We start from the raw sequence: 20,995 nt of genomic DNA, 5'->3' as shown, positions 1-20,995 counted from the left end.
CTGTGCCAACTTTTAAATTGCCCCTAAAAGGCGTTATCATGCGCACCATCGTGCAAAAGGGCTGCACCATGGTGAGCACGCTGCACCAATATAGTGCTTCAATGTGAACATTAAGCACCATGTTGGTGCAATGAGCAATGAGTAACCCTTTTAACGCTCCGTGAAAGCGATCACAAAGAAACTCTGCAATACTTGTTTGCGGAGGATGTTTGTGATCCTGTTTTGTAGTGCGATTAATCCGTGTACAATAACGCGCTATTCCTAATGCCCGAGGCAAAGTTGTGATCGAAAATTTGCGTAACATCGCCATCATCGCGCACGTTGACCATGGTAAAACTACCCTGGTCGACAAGCTGCTGCAGCAATCCGGTACGTTTGATGCGCGTGCCGAAACCCAAGAGCGTGTGATGGACTCCAACGATTTGGAGAAAGAGCGTGGGATTACCATCCTCGCGAAAAACACCGCTATCAAATGGAATGACTACCGTATCAACATCGTTGATACCCCGGGGCACGCCGACTTCGGTGGTGAAGTTGAACGTGTAATGTCCATGGTAGATTCCGTGCTGTTGGTCGTTGATGCAATGGATGGTCCGATGCCGCAGACGCGCTTCGTGACCAAAAAAGCCTTTGCTCATGGCCTGAAGCCAATTGTTGTTATCAACAAAGTTGACCGTCCGGGCGCACGTCCTGACTGGGTTGTTGATCAGGTATTTGACCTGTTCGTTAACCTTGATGCTACTGACGAACAGCTGGACTTCCCTATCGTTTACGCTTCTGCGCTGAACGGTATCGCGGGTCTGGATCACGAAGATATGGCTGAAGATATGACTCCGCTGTATCAGACCATCGTTGATCGCGTACCGGCACCGAACGTTGACCTTGATGGCCCGCTGCAGATGCAAATCTCTCAGCTGGACTACAACAACTACGTTGGTGTTATCGGTATCGGTCGTATCAAGCGCGGTAAAGTTAAACCGAACCAGCAGATCACTATCATTGATAGCGCAGGCAAAACCCGCAACGGTAAAGTCGGTAAAGTTCTGACCCATCTGGGTCTGGAACGTATCGAGAGTGACATTGCAGAAGCAGGCGATATCATCGCGATCACCGGTCTCGGCGAGCTGAACATCTCTGATACCATCTGTGATACGCAGAATGTTGAAGCGCTGCCAGCACTGTCCGTTGATGAACCGACTGTATCCATGTTCTTCTGCGTAAACACCTCTCCGTTCTGTGGTAAAGAAGGTAAATATGTTACCTCTCGTCAGATCCTTGACCGCCTGAACAAAGAGCTGGTGCACAACGTGGCACTGCGCGTTGAAGAAACGCCGGATGCGGATGCGTTCCGTGTTTCTGGTCGTGGTGAGCTGCACCTGTCTGTTCTTATCGAAAACATGCGTCGTGAAGGTTTCGAAATGGCGGTTTCCCGTCCGAAAGTTATCTTCCGCGAAATCGACGGCCGTAAACAAGAGCCGTTCGAAAACGTAACGCTGGACGTCGAAGAGCAGCATCAGGGTTCTGTCATGCAGGCTCTGGGTGAGCGTAAAGGCGACCTGAAAAACATGAATCCAGATGGCAAAGGCCGCGTACGTCTTGACTACGTGATCCCAAGCCGTGGTCTGATCGGCTTCCGTTCAGAATTCATGACCATGACCTCCGGTACCGGTCTGCTGTACTCCACCTTCAGCCATTACGACGATGTTCGTGCGGGCGATGTTGGTCAGCGTCAGAACGGCGTACTGATCTCCAACGGTCAGGGTAAAGCGGTTGCGTTCGCACTGTTCAGCCTGCAGGATCGCGGTAAGCTGTTCCTCGGTCACGGTGCAGAAGTTTACGAAGGCCAGATCATCGGTATTCACAGTCGTTCTAACGACCTGACTGTAAACTGCCTGACCGGTAAGAAACTGACCAACATGCGTGCTTCCGGTACTGACGAAGCAACCACGCTGGTTCCAGCTCAGAAAATGACTCTGGAGCAGGCTCTGGAATTCATCGATGACGACGAACTGGTAGAAGTTACCCCAACTTCCATCCGTATCCGTAAACGTCACCTGACTGAAAACGATCGTAAACGCGCAATGCGCGGCGCGAAAGAAGAGTAATTAACCCTTCTTTCTACGATAAGACCCCGCCTTCGTGGCGGGGTTTTTTTTGGATCTTTTTGGCCGCACGCAGACCTCACCGGCGCGGTTCCCTCCTGGCGCTCTTCACCTGCCAACCCCCCGTACCCTCGCCATAAGAGAGCTTTGTCACATTTATCTTCAAAGCATGTCGGCGCTGTTTGCTTTCTTTTTTAGCGTCAGCGTATGATGCTTTCACTGGTTTAAACCAAATGGGTTAAACAATGACGAGCAATCAGTCGACCGTTGAAAATGCGAAAGAGAAGCTGGACCGTTGGTTAAAAGAGGGGATCACCACGGCAGGTGGAAAGCTGCCCTCTGAGCGGGAATTAGGTGAGCTGCTGGGTATTAAGCGTATGACGCTACGTCAGGCGCTGTTAAATCTTGAGGCTGAATCCAAAATATTCCGTAAGGATCGTAAAGGATGGTTCGTCACCCAGCCTCGCTTCAATTACAGCCCGGAATTATCGGCGAGCTTTCAGCGTGCTGCGCTTGAACAGGGCAGGGAACCGTCATGGGGATTTACTGAGAAAAGCCGTATTGCCGATTTTCCAGAGATGGTTGCGCCGTTGACAACCGTCACCGCATCCGACGAACTGTATCGGGTGACGGGGTGGGGTGCACTGGAAGGGCATAAAGTTTTTTACCATGAAACGTTTATTAATCCTGTAGTGGCTCCAGGTTTTATTGATCAGCTTGAAAACCAATCTTTTTCTACCGTATGGGAACAAATCTATAAAAAAGAAACGGTAGTAAAGAAGCTGGTTTTCAAACCGGTTCGTATGCCTGGCGATATTAGTAAATTTATTGGTGGCTCCGCCGGGATGCCAGCCATTCTTATTGAAAAACATCGGGCTGATCGCGATGGGAATATCGTACAAATAGACCTTGAATACTGGCGATTTGAGGCAGTTGATCTCTTTATTAACTTGTAGGTGTATTATGGTCACAATGAATAATGCAGAAAAAATTCTGGCGCGTGTAGACAACCTTCCCCTCTATCTTCATGCATATGCTTATCATCTTAATATGCGCCTCGAGCGAATTTTACCCAATGACTTATTGGATATCGCGCATGAGAACCAGCTACGTGGTGTAAAAATCCATGTTCTTGATGGGGAACGCTATTCACTTGAAAATATGAATGACAGCGAACTTTCTGCTTTTGGTGATAAAGCACGTCAGTTGAATCTTGATGTTCATATTGAGACCAGTGCCTCAGATAAAAAAGCCATTGATCAGGTTACTGCTATTGCATTAAAAACAGGTGCGTCATCCGTTCGTTTTTATCCACGCTATGAAGGTAATCTGCAAGAAGTCATGTCGATTATCGCCAAAGATATCGCCTATATTCGTGACACTTACCAGAACAGCGGCTTAACCTTCACACTTGAACAGCATGAAGATCTGAAAAGCCACGAACTGGCCTCATTAATTAAGCAAAGTGGAATGGAGTCACTCTCTCTGCTGTTTGACTTTGCCAATATGATTAATGCGAATGAGCATCCCCTCGACGCACTGGACACAATGGCACCGTATATTACTCAGGTGCACATTAAAGATGCGCTGATCGTTAATGAAGAAGGCGGACTCGGTCATAAAGCCTGTATCTCTGGTCAGGGCGATATGCCGTTTAAAGCGTTGCTGACAAAACTGATCTGTTTAGGTGATGAAAAACCTCAGGTTATGGCCTATGGCCTGGAAGAAGAAGTTGATTATTATGCCCCGGCATTTCGTTTCGAAAATGAAGGTGATAATCCCTGGATCCCATGGCGTCAAATGAGTGAAACACCACTACCTGAAGCCAATGCCCTGGAAGAACGCCTAATAAAAGAAAAAGAAGATGCGATTAACCAGATAAAATTTGTGCGCAGTGTAGTGCAACAAATCAAAAAAGAGGCGATTGATATTCTAAATACGTAATGCTGTTTTAATTTCTCTTATGTGCATGGAAAACCATTCCTGGAGAATGGTCGGGTTGCTATTGCCTTTAGAAACAATGAATTTAGTCATACTTTAGGGGATGTTATGCTCACCAAAAAGAAATGGGCGTTGTTTAGCCTGTTAACGCTGTGTGGCGGTACAATTTATAAATTACCGTCATTAAAAGATGCGTTTTATATACCAATGCAGGAATACTTTCATTTGACCAATGGTCAAATTGGTAATGCGATGTCGGTGAACTCATTTGTTACGACGGTGGGTTTTTTCCTGTCTATCTATTTTGCCGACAAACTGCCACGTAAATACACCATGTCGTTTTCGCTGATTGCCACAGGGTTGTTAGGCGTTTATCTGACAACGATGCCAGGCTACTGGGGAATACTCTTTGTATGGGCGTTGTTTGGCGTCACCTGTGACATGATGAACTGGCCAGTGCTACTAAAATCGGTGAGCCGATTGGGTAATAGCGAACAGCAAGGGCGTTTGTTTGGTTTCTTCGAAACCGGTCGCGGGATCGTGGATACTATTGTGGCGTTTTCTGCACTGGCGGTCTTCACCTGGTTTGGCAGCGGGTTGTTGGGATTCAAAGCCGGTATCTGGTTCTATTCCATCATTGTCATTGCGGTTGGGGTCATCATCTTCTTTGTTCTGAACGATAAAGAGGACGCGCCTACGGTCAATGTCAGCGAAACCGAAGACGCGAAAAAAAGCCCGGGTATGACGACGGTACTGAAAGACAAAACGATTTGGCTAATCGCCTTTAACGTCTTCTTTGTCTATGCCGTCTACTGCGGTTTAACGTTCTTCATTCCGTTCCTGAAAAATATTTATATGCTGCCAGTCGCGCTGGTGGGGGCTTATGGCATCATTAACCAATATTGCCTGAAAATGATTGGTGGGCCTGTTGGCGGTATGATTTCAGATAAAATACTGAAATCACCGAGTAAATACTTATGTTACACCTTCATGATCAGCACGGTCGCACTGGTACTTCTCATTATGCTGCCTCATGAAAGTATGCCGGTTTATTTAGGGATGGCGTGTACGTTAGGATTTGGCGCGATCGTATTTACGCAGCGTGCTGTTTTCTTCGCACCGATTGGCGAAGCGAAAATTGCGGAAAACCATACCGGGGCCGCGATGGCGCTGGGCAGCTTTATTGGTTACGCACCTGCCATGTTCTGTTTCAGTCTCTATGGCTACATCCTGGATTTAAACCCAGGCATGGTCGGTTATAAGATTGTCTTCGGCATTATGGCCTGCTTCGCATTCTGCGGCGCGGTAGTGTCGGTGATGCTGGTTAAACGCATTAGCCAGCGTAAGAAAGAGTTGCAGGCAGCCGAAGCCTGATACTTTCTCCGAAGTAAGCATGTAAAAAAGCCGCTGATAATCAGCGGCTTTTTTATTTGAAGCGTCAGGAAGCATCCTGATCTGCAACCACTAGTTCAATGTTTTCCTCATTGAGTAATTGTTGGAATGACGTTGGAGGGGGGGCATCGGTAAAAAATACCTGCACTTTACGCGCGTTACCGATGGACACTGCGGCAGATGCCGTAAATTTGGTGTGATCGGCAACTAATAACGTATTACGCGCATGTTTCATCATTGTCCTGGCAACGAGGGCTTCGTTGACGTCAAACTCCAGCAGCGCCCCGTCATGCTCAATAGCGCCAATGCTGGTGATCAAATAGTCGGCCCTGAACTCCTCAATAAAACTCACTGCAGCAGGACCAATAATTCCCCCGTTATGCGCACGCAGAGTCCCTCCTGGTACCATTACTTCAATATCCTGGTTTTTATACAGAATTTGAGCAACCCGCAGGCTGTTGGTAATGATGCGCAAGTCCCGGCGATTGAGCAATGCTCTGGCGACCGCTTCCACAGTGGTTCCAATGGTAATAAAAACCGTACAGCGTTCTGGCAGATAATCGGCAACAGCTTCTGCTATCGCCCCTTTCTCCTGAGTGAGCGATAGCTCTCTTTGCTCAAAAGCGGTATTCATAATGCTTGATACGCGCCCGGCACCACCATGATGTCGTGTAATCAGTCCTTGTTCACTAAGTTTACGAATATCACGGCGAACCGTTTGTGTGGAAACATCAAGCAATTGTGCCAGTTCCTCGATATTCATATAGCCTCGTTCAGCGATGTAATGAACAAGCTGATCGTGTCGAGGGTTACCGGTGACTTCGGTGATGCTCATGAATACTCCTGTACTCTTCCCCTGTAAATGTTCACTATTTTACGCATAAAGTGACAAAAATGATTCGGTTTGCTCACGATTAGGAATTCCGGCGCGTCCCCCAGGCTGAGTACATTTCATTGCTGCTACTGCACTGGCGAACCTAATTGACTGTTCAATCGTCATTTTTTCTGCCAACGCGACGGCCAATGCCCCGTGAAAGACATCGCCTGCCCCGGTTGTATCAACGACATCAACAGAAAACGCAGACTGCTGGTAGAGGCGCTGATCTTCAATCCATAACGATCCTTCCCCGCCAAGTGTGACATAAACCAGGCCTTCAGTTTGTGTCGCTGCCAGACTCAAACCTGTGGTCGGGTCATCTTGTCCGGTCATGCGTTTTAACCCTGGCGTCGAAAACACCGCATGATCGGAAAGAGCAACCAGAGGCGTAATATCCTGCGGTGTCATATCTGCATCCAGCAGTGTCTGTACGCCGGCTGCCCGCGCTAGCGTAAAGGCTTTTAATGCACCTTCGTGCCAACGTACATCGGCCAGCACGATGTCATAACCCGTGAAATCAATCTCTTCTAGCCATTGCGCATCAGTGTCCAGGTCTGGACTCGGGTAGTTGACGATGATTCGTTCCCCGAGATTATCGACCAGAATGGCGGATTGTGATGAGCGCGCATTGGTGTATTGGCGACAATAGGTTGTATTCACTCCCCAGCCCTGAAGCTCGCTGATAAGCGTTTTTCCACAGCTATCGTCGCCCAGTCGCCCAATGAAGTCGACTTCAATCCCGAGCCTGGCAATCGCAACCGCCGCAGTCGCTGCTGGCCCACCTCCTGTCTCAAGATATTGACTTGACTGATACTTACCACCTCCATCAGGCAAAGTGTTCAGAGAATAAATGCGATCCTGAACGGCGATTCCGACGCAAGCAATTCTGGTCATATGTGTTTGGTCCTGTGTGAAGTTGTCTTGTTTTGTTCATTTTAATGACATAAATGATCAAATTAGTGACGCACCTCTAGTTCTTAGTCATAAATTACAAATATGCTCAAAAACAGACGAAAATGACTTTTTATTTGTAATTATTTTGTCAACCAGAGACAGGAGATCGTTCATGACCACCATTGCATTCCTGGGATTGGGCCAGATGGGTAGCCCAATGGCCAGTAATCTGTTGCAAAAGGGGCATGCTTTACGCGTATTTGACGTTAATCAGCAGGCCGTCAATGAGTTAGTCCTACAAGGGGCAACCGCTGCTCAAACACCTGCTGAAGCAGCTAAAGGTGCAGAGTTCATCATCACCATGCTGCCAAATGGCGACATTGTTCGGCAGGTGATGTTGGGCGATTCCGGGGTGCATGAAACAGTATCCCATGATGCGTTAGTTATCGATATGTCCACCATCCACCCCCTCCAGACGGATGCGCTGATCAGTGAGTTGAAAGTGAAAGGCATCAGCATGATGGATGCCCCGGTCGGCAGAACTTCAGTAAATGCTATTGATGGCACATTACTGATTCTTGCGGGCGGTACGCCTGAGCAAGTCGAACAGGCGCGTCCAATTCTGATGTGTATGGGGAATGAATTGGTAGAAGCAGGCGGCCCGGGAATGGGGATCCGTGTGAAGCTGATTAACAACTACATGAGTATTGCGCTGAACGCGCTGTCGGCAGAAGCCGCAGTCCTTTGTGAGTCTCTGGGTCTTAGCCTGGATGTGGCGATTAAGGTCATGAGTGGAACTGCCGCAGGCAAGGGACACTTTACGACAACCTGGCCTGGGAAAGTGCTGAAGGGGGATCTGTCTCCGGCATTTATGGTGGACCTCGCACTGAAAGATCTGCGCATTGCCGTTGATGTTGCACACCAGACCGGCGCGCCGTTGAACATGGGTATTGCGGCAGAAGCCTACTACACCACGGCCAGCGAAAACGGCAGAGGGCGCCAGGACTGGAGTGCGTTGTTATCTCAGGTTCGCCAGCAGGCTGGCCGTCCGGATTCACTTTAAATTTAAAACATTCACAGGAGTTACTATGTCTTCCCAAAATACCCCGTACACGCTGAAAGATATTTCTCGCCCAGGTGGTGGATTCGCTATGCTGGCCGTTGATCAACGTGAAGCCATGCGTCTGATGTTCGCCGCGTCCGGACACCCAAAACCCGTTGCCGATAGCGTGTTAACTGACTTTAAAGTCGCCGCAACACAGATCCTTTCTCCTTATGCTTCGGCGGTTCTGGCAGATAAACAGTTTTGTCTTGATGAAATTGTCTCTCAGGGAGCCGTGGCGGATTCATGCGGCCTGATCGTTGCTGCTGACCACTTTGTGCCTGGCAATGGCATTCCGGTTGATAGTGTTGAAATCGACAAAACGGTTGATCCGCATCAGGCGCGTCAGATGGGCGCAAAAGCGATGAAACTGTTGGTGCTGTGGCGGGAAGATGAGCCAGCAGAAGTGCGTCTGGCGATGGTCGAAGAATTTGTAGAGCGCTGCCGTAGCGCCGGGTTGGTGAGCATTATTGAACCTGTAGTGCGCCCGCCTCGGAAGGGTTGGGAATTTGACAAAGAAGCTGCCATTGTTGCGGCGGCTGCAGAGCTTGGCGGTACGGGCGCCGATCTCTACAAGGCAGAAATGCCATTAGGTGGTAAAGGCGATGAACAGACGTTACTGGCTGCGTGCCAGAAACTTAACGACCAGATGAAGATGCCCTGGGTCATTCTCTCATCTGGCGTTGATGCGGATGTCTTCGGGCGTGCGGTTCGCATTGCCATGAAAGCTGGCGCTTCAGGATTCCTGGCCGGGCGTGCCGTGTGGGCTTCTGTCGTCGGGGCGAAAGATCCGCAAACGATGTTGCGTGATGTTTCCGTTCCACGTCTTCAACGCCTGGCGGAAATTGTTGATGAAGGTATCGCGCAACGCTAATCACCCAATCATAACGATTCTGGAGAATAACAATGGATAAAATTACCCAGGTTTTATTTTCTGATATTGGAAAAGTCACCACCCAGTACGTGGAAGTGCCGCACCAGGAACTGAAACCACATGAAGTCCGCATTGCTCCTGTGTTTTATGGAATATGCGGCTCTGATCTGCACGTCCTGAAAGGGGGGCATCCATTCGCGAAACCTCCTGTTGTGCCAGGGCATGAAATTGCGGCACGCGTAACGGAGGTGGGGAGCGAAGTGACCCACATTCACGCGGGCGACCATGTTGTTGTCGATCCGATTATGGCCTGCATGGAGTGCCGTGCATGTAAGGCGGGGCGCTTTAATCTCTGTGAACCACCTCAGGTTGCAGGCTTTCGTGCACCAGGATTTGCCCGTTCACAGCATATCGTCCCTGCCCGGAACTGCCACGTTGCCCCCGCGTCTTTACCGCTGAAAGTTCTGGCCTTTGCTGAACCGGCAGCCTGCGCGCGTCATTGTGTAAACCGTATGCCGCAAGCCTCGCTGGAGAGCGTGTTAGTCATCGGGGCCGGAACCATTGGACTCTCTATTGTTCAGGCATTGCGCATTATGGGTGCGGGAAAAATTACCGTTATCGAACCCGATGAAGCCAAACGCGCGCTGGCATTAAAGCTCGGCGCCGCAGATGTCTGGGCACCAGGCGAGCTTGATGCGGATGTTCGTTTCACGGGCGCAATTGATGTGGTTGCGGCTCAAGCCACGATTAACGATGCATTCATGCGCGTGTATGCGGGCGGTACGGTGGTGTGTATGGGCGTGCCGAGTGGGCCTCGCGAAATCCCACTTCCGATGATGCAACGCTTTGAACGTGATTTGCTCAATTCCGGCATGTATATACCAGAGGATTTTGATGCCGTTATTGAGTGGTTGGCGGATGGTCGGTTTGATACCAGTGAACTGGTCACCGATTTGTTCCCTGTCGATGATGCGGCGAAGGCATTTGAACGCGCGCAGCAAAATGACTCAATAAAAGTCATGCTGCAGTTCGCTGAAGATTGATGGTGTAAACCTCTGTCTGGCGCTGCGTAACAGCAGCGCCACCCTACAACAATGAAGAAGGACACTGCGATGAGTCAAATCACCAGTCCTGCACCATACTCAATCGGTCGTCCACAGGATGTGATTGATATTGTAAATAAAAACTCAGCAGTTAATACCAGCATCGGTGTTATTTTTATCGCATTGGGTGGCATTCTAATTGATGCGTATCAGGCTGCGATGGTGGGTTTTGGTAATAAGTACATTGCAGCCGAGTTTGGTATTTCTCCGGGTCTGGCGGCGACAGTTAACGCTTCCGTGTTAGTGGCCGCACTGATTGGCGGGCTATTAGCGAACCGTGTCATTAACCGCTTTGGTCAAAAGCGTGCATTTATCATCGGAATGGGGTTGTGCACGATCGGGGCAGCTTCCGTCGCCATTGCGCCTAATATCTGGTGGGTGCTGGTATGCCGTGTCGTGATGGGCTTTGGGTTAGGTATTGATTTCCCACTGGCCACAAACGCTGTGGCAGAATTACGGGGATCAACATCGAAGAAGACCGGCTCGTCAGTTAACCTTTGGCAAATGGCCTGGTATGTTTCAACCACCGTTGTTTACCTCGTTCTGCTTCCGTTGCTTCTTTCTGGTATTGCTGAAGAACAACTTTGGCGCTACGGAATTTTCGCGGGTGCCATCTTTGCCGTCATTATCATGATCCTGCGTTACTTTTTTATCGGTGAATCTGCGATGTGGGCTGCAAGGGTCGGTCGCTATGAAGAAGCCTGCGGGATTCTGGAAAAACGCTATGGCGTTAAAGCTCAGGTTGCTAAGTTATCGAAATCAGATGCTACCTCTGCTGAAAAACCAGAAAGTAAATTTCGTGGCGGTTATGGCATCTTGTTCAATTCGCGCTACCGTAAACGCACCATTCTTGGCTGTGTCGTGGCAACCATGCAGGCCTGGCAATATAACGCCGTGGGCGTTTATTTGCCGCTGACACTGGCGGGAATACTGAGTGGGGGATTAACCGGCGCATTAACGGGTTCCGCGGTAGTGAACGCACTTTGTGGGGTCACCGGCGGCTTAATCGGCTCGCTCATTCTCCAGCGATTGGGAACACGTCTCCAGTCCATGTATGGATTTGCGTTAGTGACCGTGGCGCTGCTGGCGTTAGGTGCCCTGGCAACCACAAGTCCCTGGCTTTCCTTAAGTCTGCTGGGCACGATTATATTCTTCCACTCTGCCGGTCCTGGCGGATTAGGAATGACCATTGCAACACTCTCTTACCCACCCACTATACGACCCACTGGTGTCGGGTTTGCGCGTGCCATCATGCGTACAGGAGCCATTGCCGGGCTTATCTTCTGGCCTATGTTATGGGGGGCGTTGAAGACTGAGGCGTTTTACTGGCTGGCGATTGTCCCTTTCCTTGGATTCCTTACCTGTGTGTTGATTAAGTGGGAACCGCTGGGAGCGAATGTCGATGCTGAGGATGAACAGGTATTAGCGGAGTTGGAAAAATAATCACAATGCGCGTCGGCTTCTGCCGACGCGCTGATTCATAAAACGCTATACCCATAAAGTGGTTTCGTTCTGCAGCTTTCTCGCCGAGATGGAGAGGAAAATTATGTCTGAAAAATTACCTGGATCGAGTGAAGGGCTATCCGGCAAAGCCATGAGACGTGTCGTCATGGGAAGCTTCGCTGGTGCGTTGATGGAGTGGTATGATTTTTTTATTTTCGGAACAGCAGCAGGACTGGTTTTTGCTCCTCTGTTCTTCCCTGACAGCGATCCCTTTATTGGTCTGATTGCCGCCTTTGCTACCTTTGGCGTGGGCTTTTTAACCCGCCCGTTGGGTGGCATCGTTTTTGGCCATTTTGGTGATAAAGTCGGGCGAAAAATAACGCTGATCTGGACTCTGGGTATTGTTGGGACTTCAACCTTTTTAATCGGTTTTATTCCAACATATCAGGAGATTGGCATTTGGGCTCCGCTCATTCTGATGGTACTTCGCCTGATACAAGGATTTGGCCTTGGCGGAGAATACGGCGGTGCGGCGTTGATGACGATAGAGTCTGCGCCGGAGGAAAAACGTGGATTTTTGGGCTCGTTGCCGCAAACGGCAGCTTCAGTGGGCATTATGCTGGCTACAGGGGTTTTTGCGCTCTGTAATCATTTTCTGACCCAGGAACAATTTCTTTCCTGGGGATGGCGTATTCCATTTTGGTTATCTGCTGTGATGCTGATTGTCGGTATGTTTATACGATTGCATACCGAAGAAACCCTGGATTTTCAAAAACAAAAATCGGTTGAGACACACGATAAAGCACCATTGCCGCTGATTGAACTCTTCCGCAAGCACCCGCGTAATATTCTACTTGCAGTGGGAGCGCGGTTAGCAGAAAGTGTTTCATCAAATATTATTAATGCTTTTGGCATTGTTTATATTTCCAGCCAACTGGCGTTATCAAGGGATGTACCATTAACAGGTATGCTTATCGCTTCAGCGATTGGTATTTTTTGTTGCCCTTTGGTTGGATGGCTTTCCGACCGGGTTGGTCAGCGTAAATTATATTTGTTCGGTGCTGGTTTTTGCATCCTGTTTGCATTTCCATTTTTCTTACTGCTGGATACAAAAAGTACACTCATTATTTGGTGCAGTATGATCCTGGGCTATAACTTTGGCCCAACGATGATGTTCGCCGTGCAACCTACACTGTTCACCCGCATGTTTGGTACCCGGGTTCGCTATACGGGTCTTTCTTTTGCCTACCAATTTTCCGCAATTCTTGGCGGCTTAAGCCCACTTATCGCATCAAGCCTACTCGCGCTAGGCGGAGGTGAGCCATGGTATGTGGCATTGTTCCTTTTTGGTATTTCAATCCTCTCATTTATTTGCGTCTGGCTTATCGAACCACATTCACACGATAACCCCGATGTGAAAAAACAATTAAAACCTTACCGATATATCAGGGAGTAACGACATGAATGAGCACCAGCAAGCGCTACAACACGCTTTTGACGCCACCTGGCCCGGCCCTATGGGCGATCCCGTACACCTGGAAAATAAACATATTTGCCTGCGGATTTATCCCCATGATGGGGCAAGGATAACGTCATTACAGGCATTCGGTTTTGAGGTTTTGCGACAGTGGGAACCACAACGCAAAGCATTCCAGTATGGGTGCTTTCCGATGGTGCCCTGGGCTGGACGTCTCGGGTATGCGACATTGAACGTTAACGATCAACGTTATGCCTTACCCGCGAATAAACCGCCTCATGCACTGCACGGTATGGCATGCTACTCATCATGGGAAATCGTCGAGCATAAAACGGATACGCTGATGCTGCGAATGCCGCTTGGTTCTCCATGGCCCTGGTCGGGTGAGGTTCTGCAAATACTGACGCTTAAAGAGAATTCGCTGGTCTTACGCCTTGAGATCCACTCAATGGCGGAATCCTTCCCTGCATCTGCGGGCTGGCATCCATGGTTTGTCAAACAGTTGAATCAACAGAATAGCGACGGTCAATTACAGGTCGTTTTTGATGCGGACTGGCAGGAAGAAGCGGGAAGTGACGAGCTGCCGACAGGCAGAAGAACGTCGCCTCAGCCAGGGCCGTGGGACGACTGTTTTGGTTTTTCTGCCGGGTTAGATGTCAAATTGCAATGGCCAGGAAAATTGAGTTTGAACATGACATCGGCTGCACAAAGCCTGGTAGTCTTTGATAAACAGCCCGATGCGACATGCGTTAATCCGCTCACCCAGGCGCCGAATGCGATTAACCTCACTCCGCAGTTTGTCACGATGGATGCTCCTCTGGTCATTGAATCATGTTGGCAGTTTACTCAATTGGCTTAACGTATCTCATTGAAATAAAAAGAGACTGAACGTAAGCTTGTTATTCTCAGCACACTCCATGGCAGTGCATATTTTATGTCTATGTCCTGGTGGTGTTTCATAAAAGAACCGTCTGCAAAGGCGGTTCCCTTCACATTTTTTATAAATAGATAATCTTCCTGGTATTTCTTGTAAAATTCCTAAGGGAATTATTCTGCGTTCATATGTGTATTTCATCTCCGTTGTTTTATAAGCTTTTTATTAGTCAGAAACACAATTATGTATCTTACATAATTTTCCTATAAGAATAATGCAAATATATAAACGGCAATTTTAAATTTGTCATTTTATTGTTACTGACTATTTATTGACTTATTTCATGGCTAATAGTATTTAGTAAAAAGCTTAAAGCATTTATCGATATGGCTGATTCTTCATTTATTTAAAAATGAACAGGCATTCTATTGTTTAAAGATTTTTTGGCTTTCAATAGCTTTCGATGCTTATTGCCAGGACGTTGTCGCTGGAAATTATTCAACAGGATGTAATATATGAGAATACGACTCTCACCGCTGGCGCTGGCCGTTTCACTGGGCCTCAGCACTATTTCCGCCGTCTCGTTTGCAGAAGATGACGGGGTCTACAATGGTTTCGTCTACTGGAATGAAAATTTTGGCGATCGTTATACGATTAATGGCGCCGATAAAAGTGGATACCAGGGATCCGCCATCTATAAAAACAAAGACAATGGTACACCCGGCGATATCAGTACCGGTATGATTTTTGGCGACAATCTGACAGCGACGACCAACGGTTTTCTTCGTTCCGGGCAAGATGTGGTCATGACCAAAGCGGGCGATAATATTCAGGGTTCCATTGTTATTGGTCATAATGCGACGCTAACCGCAAAAACAAGCTCCAGTGACGGAATTAACGTTGGTTACTCCAATGGGTCTATTCAGGTCATTGTCGGCGATCACCTGACCATAAACGCTGCGGGTATGGGGGTGAGAGCAAACCTTGGGCAATCGGATAACGTTAATAACGTTATTGTCATCGGCGACAATGCCCAAATTACGACGACCGGGTATGGGGCCAACGACAGCGATGGCAATGGCTATGGTGTTTACGCCGGAAACCGTGAAAGAACGACAACCGCGACGGATGCCGAAAACTCCCTGCAAAAGGGGAGCGCTAAAGTCATCATTGGCCGCGACAGTATGATTACGACCTCTGGCACGTCGTCCCACGCTGTGTTTGCCAACAAAGGGGGTCAGGTCATCCTCGGTGATAATGCCACGATAAGAACGAATAATAAGTCGACCTCTGCAACGGCAATCGCCAATGGCATTAATGCAGAAGCCGGTAAACAGGTGAATACCGAAGGTGGCAAAATCTCGTTGTTAGGCGGGGTTAATGTCTCCACTGCTAAAGCGACAGCCTGGGCTATCTCGTCGACCGGTTTAGGTTCAGAGGTGCGTTCCTGGAACCCTGATGCCAGTACTGACACCGCTGGACTGTTTGCCATTGAAGGCAATATTCGGGCAGATAATCAGGGTGTTATTGCGCTGAATATGATTGACGATTTGCGCGAAGTTGATGGTGAAACTGTCTTGCAGCCCAGCGTCTTTAATGGCAATGCGATGGCGACAAATCAGGGGGTTATCACGCTTTCCCTGCGTGACCAGACTCAGATGACGGGTGACGCCAATGCGGCTTCGTCAGGGATTGTGAATTTGGCGCTTACCGACGCCGCAATGCTTGATGGCAGCGTGAACGCCAGCGACAACGGGACGGTGAACCTGGCACTCGCGAGCAGCAGCCGATTTACGGGAACGGCAGATACGAGTACCAGCACAGGTATCGTCAATACAACGCTCAGTGATGATGCTATCTGGTCGATGACCGGCGATTCAGTCGTCACTACACTGGCACTTAATGACCGCTCCACGTTGCGATTCAGCGCACCTGACGAAGGCGCTCCTTTGGCACCCAAGACACTGATTGTTGAAGGTAATTATACGGGTAATGGCGGGACGCTGGTACTCAACACTGTGCTTGAAGGCGATGAATCCTTAACCGATAAACTGATCGTAAAAGGGGATACTGCCGGTAATACCCATGTCGGTATTAACAATATCGGGGGGATGGGCGATCTGACCCTTAATGGTATTGAGATTGTGCAGGTTGAGGGTAACTCCAGCGGTACTTTTGCCAAAGCCGGGCGTATCGTGGCGGGTGGCTATGATTATGATGTGGTGAAGAATGCCAGTAACTGGTATCTCACCAGCCAATTGAGTCCGGTCGATCCTGACCCGGAACCCGACCCAGAGCCAGGCGATCCCGATCCGGTCGATCCTCCAGCGCCACCGGGGCCTGTTGATCCCGTTGATCCGCCAGCACCGCCGGGGCCGGTTGACCCTGTTGATCCGCCTGCGCCTCCAGGCCCGGTCGACCCGGTGGAACCACCAACACCTCCGGCCCCCGAGCCCGGTGAACATCAGTATCGCCCGGAATTTGGTACCTATCTGGCGAACAACTATGCGGCCAATACCCTGTTTATCACCCGATTGCATGACCGTCTGGGAGAAACGCAATATACGGACATGCTGACAGGCGAACGGAAAGTGACCAGCCTGTGGCTGCGCAACGAAGGGGGGCATACCCGCTTTACTGATGGCAGCAACCAGTTGAAAACCAAAGCGAACCGCTATGTGATGCAGATAGGGGGTGACCTGGCGCAATGGAGCAGTGATGGTCTGGATCGCTGGCATCTTGGCGTAATGGCGGGTTATGCCAATCAGAAAAGTAAAACGCAAAACACATACACCGGGTATGCATCCCGCGGTCATGTGAATGGCTACAGTGCAGGTCTGTACGCAACCTGGTATGCAAACGAAGCGGATAAAACAGGAACCTATCTGGACAGTTGGATTTTGTACAACTGGTTTGATAACACCGTGAGCGGCGATCATCTGGCCAGCGAGAAATACAAATCAGACGGTATTACGGCCTCTATTGAAGGCGGTTACAGCTTCCTGGTAGGGGAAAGTGAGCGTGCAAGTTACTGGATCCAACCCAAAGCACAGGCTATCTGGATGGACGTGCAGGCCGATTCGCACCGCGAAAGCAACGGCACTCAGGTGAAAGACACAACAGACGGCAACCTGATGACCCGACTCGGCGTGCGTGCATACCTGAAAGGTCATAACGCGATTGACGATGATAAAAACCGTGAGTTCCAGCCGTTTGTAGAAGCGAACTGGATCCACAATACCCACAACCAGAGTGTCCGGATGGGGGCCATTCAGGATGAAATCAGCGGCACTAAAAATATCGGCGAATTGAAAGTCGGGGTTGAAGGGCAAATTAACCCGCGCCTGCAGGTGTGGGGCAACGTCGCACAGCAGGTTGGCGACAACAGTTATAGCGATACTGCGGCTATGTTAGGTGTTAAGTACAGTTTCTAAACGCGACACCAGGGAAAACAAGGCGATGCATAGCATCGCCTTTTTCAGATATGACCGTTACCGGTTTCACGATGTGACACATAGTCAAACCTCTCCTTTCCCGCTACAGTTATTCATCCACGGCTAGCAAGGAGAAGAACATGCTCTATATCTTTGACTTAGGTAATGTGATTGTCGATATCGACTTCAACCGCGTGTTAGGCACCTGGAGCGATCTGAGCCGTGTCCCGCTGGCGTCGTTGAAGCACAGTTTTACGATGGGAGAGGCCTTTCGCCAGCATGAAAGGGGTGAAATAACCGATGAGGCTTTCGCCGAGGCGATTTGTCATGAAATGGCGCTGCCGCTGAGTTACGAACAATTTTCTCATGGCTGGCAGGCCATTTTTGTCGGTATTCGCCCTGACGTGATTGGCATTATGCAAAAGCTGCGTGAGCAAGGGCATCGCGTTGTCGTTCTTTCTAACACCAACAGATTGCATACTACATTCTGGCCGGACGAATACCCGGAAGTTCGCCAGGCCGCCGACCATATTTATCTTTCCCAGGAACTGGGAATGCGTAAACCGGAAGCGCGTATTTACCAGCATGTCCTGCAGACAGAAGGTTTTTCTGCGGATGATGCCGTCTTTTTTGATGATAACGGCGATAATATAGAAGGGGCTAATCAGTTGGGGATCACCAGCATCAGGGTGACCGACAAAACAACCATCCCGGACTATTTCGCGAAGTTGTTATGCTAAAAAACGTTCACCAAAAAGCCAGGCATCATACGCGTCCAATATGGGCCTGGCTTAAGTTATTGTGGCAGCGCATTGATGAGGACAATATGACGACCCTGGCCGGGAATCTTGCCTACGTCTCATTGCTCTCATTAGTGCCCTTCATTGCTGTTGTTTTTGCCCTTTTCGCTGCATTTCCCATGTTTTCTGACGTGAGTCTTCAACTGCGTCACTTTATCTTCTCCAACTTTCTCCCCGCGACGGGGGATGTCATTCAGCGTTATATCGAACAGTTTGTCGCCAATTCCAACAAGATGACGGTGGTGGGCGCCTGCGGGCTGATCGTGACGGCGTTGTTACTGATGTATGCTGTTGATAGTGCGTTAAATGCCATCTGGCGCAGCAAGCGCACGCGTCCAAAAGTCTACTCTTTCGCCGTTTACTGGATGATTTTGACGCTGGGCCCGCTGCTGGCAGGCGCCAGCCTTGCGATCAGCTCATATCTACTCTCCCTTCGCTGGGCCAGTGAACTCAATAGCGTTATCGATGATGTGCTGCGCATTTTTCCGCTTTTGCTTTCCTGGATCTCGTTCTGGTTGCTGTATAGCGTTGTCCCCACCATCCGCGTTCCAAACCGGGATGCGATAGTCGGGGCGTTTGTCGCCGCCATCCTGTTTGAAGCAGGGAAGAAAGGATTTGCGCTCTACATCACCATGTTCCCCTCTTATCAGCTCATTTACGGCGTACTGGCGGTGATCCCAATTTTGTTTGTCTGGGTTTACTGGACGTGGTGTATCGTCTTGCTTGGGGCAGAAATAACTGTCACTCTCGGGGAATACCGCAAACTCAAACTAGCCGCAGAACAAGAAGAAGCAGACCAACCATGATTGCATTAATTCAGCGCGTAACCCGTGCCAGCGTCACCGTGGAGGGAGAGGTGACGGGTGAAATTGGCCCAGGACTTTTAGTGTTATTGGGTGTCGAAAAGGATGATGACGAACAGAAAGCGAACCGCTTGTGCGAACGCGTACTGGGCTATCGAATTTTTAGCGATGCCGAAGGCAAAATGAACCTGAACGTGCAGCAGTCAGGAGGCAGCGTGCTGGTGGTTTCACAGTTTACGCTGGCCGCTGATACCGAACGCGGTATGCGACCGAGCTTCTCAAAGGGTGCCGCGCCGGATCGCGCAGAAGCGCTATATGAATACTTTGTTGAGCGTTGCCGCCAACAGGAAATGAACACGCAAACCGGGCGTTTCGCTGCCGATATGCAGGTTTCGCTGGTTAATGATGGCCCCGTGACGTTCTGGTTACAGGTATGAACCAGCTTCCGGTGTGGCCGCGGGTAACAAGAGAGAGTACAGCTATGTATCACCTTCGAGTACCGCAAACAGAAGAAGAATTAGAGCGTTACTATCAGTTTCGCTGGGAAATGCTGCGTAAACCTCTGCATCAGCCAAAAGGCTCAGAACGAGATGCCTGGGATGCCATGGCGCATCATCAGATGGTCGTGGACGAAGAGGGGAATCTGGTCGCTGTTGGCAGGTTGTATATCAATGCCGACAACGAAGCCTCTATCCGCTTTATGGCCGTTGATCCTGCGGTGCAGGAGAAGGGGCTGGGAACATTGATGGCGATGACCCTGGAATCCGTGGCGCGCCAGGAAGGGGTAAAGCGCGTTACGTGTAGCGCCCGTGAAGACGCGGTCGAGTTTTTCGCCAAACTGGGTTTTGTGAATCAGGGCGAAATTACCACGCCGCAAACCACACCGGTTCGACACTTTTTAATGATTAAGCCTGTTGCCACACTGGATGACATTCTGCACCGCGGCGACTGGTGTGGGCAGCTACAGCGCGCCTGGTACGAACACATCCCTCTGAGTGAGAAAATGGGGGTGCGAATTCAGCAGTACACCGGGCAAAAATTTATCACCACCATGCCTGAAATGGGCAACCAGAACCCGCATAAAACCTTATTTGCCGGAAGCCTTTTCTCTCTGGCAACGCTGACGGGGTGGGGACTTATCTGGTTAATGCTGCGCGAACGCCATCTTGGTGGCACGATTATTCTTGCTGATGCCCATATTCGCTACAGCAAGCCCATCAGCGGAAAACCGAGCGCCGTCGCTGATTTAGGCTCGTTGAGCGGCGATCTGGATCGTCTGGCAAGAGGCCGCAAAGCGCGGGTTCAGATGCAGGTGGAACTCTTCGGTGATGACGTGCCGGGCGTGGTGTTCGAAGGCACTTACATTGTGCTTCCCGCAAAGCCGTTTGGTGCGTATGAAGAGGGCGGTAACGAGGAAGAGTAGGGGTTAGCTAATCGGGTTCGTGTGTTGGTGTTGTTACGGATGATAAAAACCCCATCATCCGTCTGCCGATAAAATAGGGCACGTGAGCGATAGTCATGTTGGCTAACCCCCTTCACTGGCATCGGAATCATCGCGGTCAGTGTCGACCATTCTGCTCATGAGTCGGTCGGGGTGATCGCTCATGGTGATATGGGTTGTTCCGGGCATCAACTCATCCTGGCGTGTTATCTATTAACACCCGATGGCAATGCAAAATGACACGGGGAGTATGACCTTCCCGCCTTCCATGCTACATCCCGTACGACTTCCCGTGCTGCCAGGCTGAACCCTCCCAACTGAAGGCAGGTACATCTCATAACCGCTAAGCAGCGTATCGCGGGTGATGATGTAGTCCGGTCATACTTTGCTGTATGGATGTACAGTTTTATACGCTCACTTTTGGCGGATGGGAATAGG

17 protein-coding genes are annotated in these 20,995 nt (G+C 49.8%); 15 read left to right on the top strand and 2 right to left on the bottom strand.

From position 1 onward, the window contains the following. Positions 1-281 precede the first annotated feature (281 nt). The 4 genes from typA to ACO7SM_RS21130 all read left to right on the top strand — a co-directional run bounded on the left by typA (position 282) and on the right by ACO7SM_RS21130 (position 5,417). Complete coding sequence (typA, locus tag ACO7SM_RS21145) at positions 282-2,105, top strand: ribosome-dependent GTPase TypA (RefSeq protein ID WP_490469110.1); 1,824 nt, start codon at positions 282-284, stop codon at positions 2,103-2,105. 242 nt (positions 2,106-2,347) lie between these two features. Further along, positions 2,348-3,058 carry a GntR family transcriptional regulator gene (locus ACO7SM_RS21140; RefSeq protein ID WP_490469109.1) on the top strand — a complete coding sequence of 237 codons (711 nt, stop codon included), beginning with the start codon at positions 2,348-2,350 and terminating at the stop codon, positions 3,056-3,058. A 7-nt stretch (positions 3,059-3,065) separates the two neighbouring features. Next, positions 3,066-4,046, top strand: a complete 981-nt coding sequence (locus tag ACO7SM_RS21135; RefSeq protein WP_490469108.1) for a sugar phosphate isomerase/epimerase family protein — start codon at positions 3,066-3,068, stop codon at positions 4,044-4,046. Positions 4,047-4,151: 105 nt separating this feature from the next. Next, a complete protein-coding gene (locus tag ACO7SM_RS21130) occupies positions 4,152-5,417 on the top strand; it encodes an MFS transporter (protein WP_490469107.1) in 1,266 nt (421 codons plus the stop codon). Positions 5,418-5,481: 64 nt separating this feature from the next. Here ACO7SM_RS21130 and ACO7SM_RS21125 read toward each other — a convergent pair whose 3' ends face one another. Both ACO7SM_RS21125 and ACO7SM_RS21120 read right to left on the bottom strand, forming a co-directional pair. Further along, entirely contained in the window at positions 5,482-6,270 is a 789-nt protein-coding gene (locus tag ACO7SM_RS21125; protein ID WP_490469106.1) for a DeoR/GlpR family DNA-binding transcription regulator, read from the bottom strand. A 39-nt stretch (positions 6,271-6,309) separates the two neighbouring features. Beyond that, on the bottom strand, positions 6,310-7,206 hold the full coding sequence (locus ACO7SM_RS21120; protein ID WP_490469105.1) for a sugar kinase: 897 nt from the start codon (positions 7,204-7,206) through the stop codon (positions 6,310-6,312). A gap of 172 nt (positions 7,207-7,378) precedes the next feature. Here ACO7SM_RS21120 and yihU point away from each other — a divergent pair, with 172 nt between their 5' ends. From yihU to fabY, 11 genes are all read left to right on the top strand, one after another. Beyond that, a complete protein-coding gene (gene yihU, locus ACO7SM_RS21115; RefSeq protein ID WP_490469104.1) occupies positions 7,379-8,269 on the top strand; it encodes a sulfolactaldehyde 3-reductase in 891 nt (296 codons plus the stop codon). Positions 8,270-8,294: 25 nt separating this feature from the next. Continuing rightward, positions 8,295-9,182 carry an aldolase gene (locus tag ACO7SM_RS21110; protein ID WP_490469103.1) on the top strand — a complete coding sequence of 296 codons (888 nt, stop codon included), beginning with the start codon at positions 8,295-8,297 and terminating at the stop codon, positions 9,180-9,182. Positions 9,183-9,214: 32 nt separating this feature from the next. After that, the gene (locus ACO7SM_RS21105) at positions 9,215-10,225 is read left to right on the top strand and encodes a zinc-dependent alcohol dehydrogenase (protein ID WP_301702204.1); all 1,011 of its coding nucleotides are present in this window, start codon (positions 9,215-9,217) and stop codon (positions 10,223-10,225) included. A gap of 69 nt (positions 10,226-10,294) precedes the next feature. After that, the gene (locus ACO7SM_RS21100; protein ID WP_490469102.1) at positions 10,295-11,728 is read left to right on the top strand and encodes an MFS transporter; all 1,434 of its coding nucleotides are present in this window, start codon (positions 10,295-10,297) and stop codon (positions 11,726-11,728) included. Between the two features lie 103 nt (positions 11,729-11,831). After that, complete coding sequence (locus ACO7SM_RS21095) at positions 11,832-13,184, top strand: MFS transporter (protein ID WP_490469101.1); 1,353 nt, start codon at positions 11,832-11,834, stop codon at positions 13,182-13,184. A 4-nt stretch (positions 13,185-13,188) separates the two neighbouring features. Beyond that, complete coding sequence (locus ACO7SM_RS21090; protein WP_490469100.1) at positions 13,189-14,064, top strand: aldose epimerase family protein; 876 nt, start codon at positions 13,189-13,191, stop codon at positions 14,062-14,064. A gap of 530 nt (positions 14,065-14,594) precedes the next feature. After that, positions 14,595-17,513 carry an autotransporter outer membrane beta-barrel domain-containing protein gene (locus ACO7SM_RS21085; RefSeq protein WP_490469099.1) on the top strand — a complete coding sequence of 973 codons (2,919 nt, stop codon included), beginning with the start codon at positions 14,595-14,597 and terminating at the stop codon, positions 17,511-17,513. A gap of 140 nt (positions 17,514-17,653) precedes the next feature. Then, a complete protein-coding gene (gene yihX, locus ACO7SM_RS21080) occupies positions 17,654-18,253 on the top strand; it encodes a glucose-1-phosphatase (RefSeq protein WP_490469098.1) in 600 nt (199 codons plus the stop codon). Next, positions 18,247-19,119 (top strand): virulence factor BrkB family protein, encoded by an 873-nt coding sequence (locus ACO7SM_RS21075; protein ID WP_276293317.1) that lies wholly within the window; start codon positions 18,247-18,249, stop codon positions 19,117-19,119. The genes yihX and ACO7SM_RS21075 overlap by 7 nt, the downstream gene beginning before the upstream one ends. After that, positions 19,116-19,553 (top strand): D-aminoacyl-tRNA deacylase, encoded by a 438-nt coding sequence (gene dtd / locus ACO7SM_RS21070; RefSeq protein WP_013099363.1) that lies wholly within the window; start codon positions 19,116-19,118, stop codon positions 19,551-19,553. Before ACO7SM_RS21075 ends, dtd begins: the two co-directional genes overlap by 4 nt. A 44-nt stretch (positions 19,554-19,597) precedes the next feature. Further along, positions 19,598-20,539: a fatty acid biosynthesis protein FabY gene (gene fabY / locus ACO7SM_RS21065; protein ID WP_490469097.1), complete on the top strand. Its 942-nt coding sequence runs from the start codon at positions 19,598-19,600 to the stop codon at positions 20,537-20,539. Positions 20,540-20,995: the final 456 nt, after the last annotated feature.

The sequence above is a fragment of the Citrobacter sp. LJND-P06 genome (genome assembly GCF_058188415.1).
Note: the sequence above shows the minus strand (reverse complement) of the source record. Positions and strands in the feature narration are given on the sequence as shown.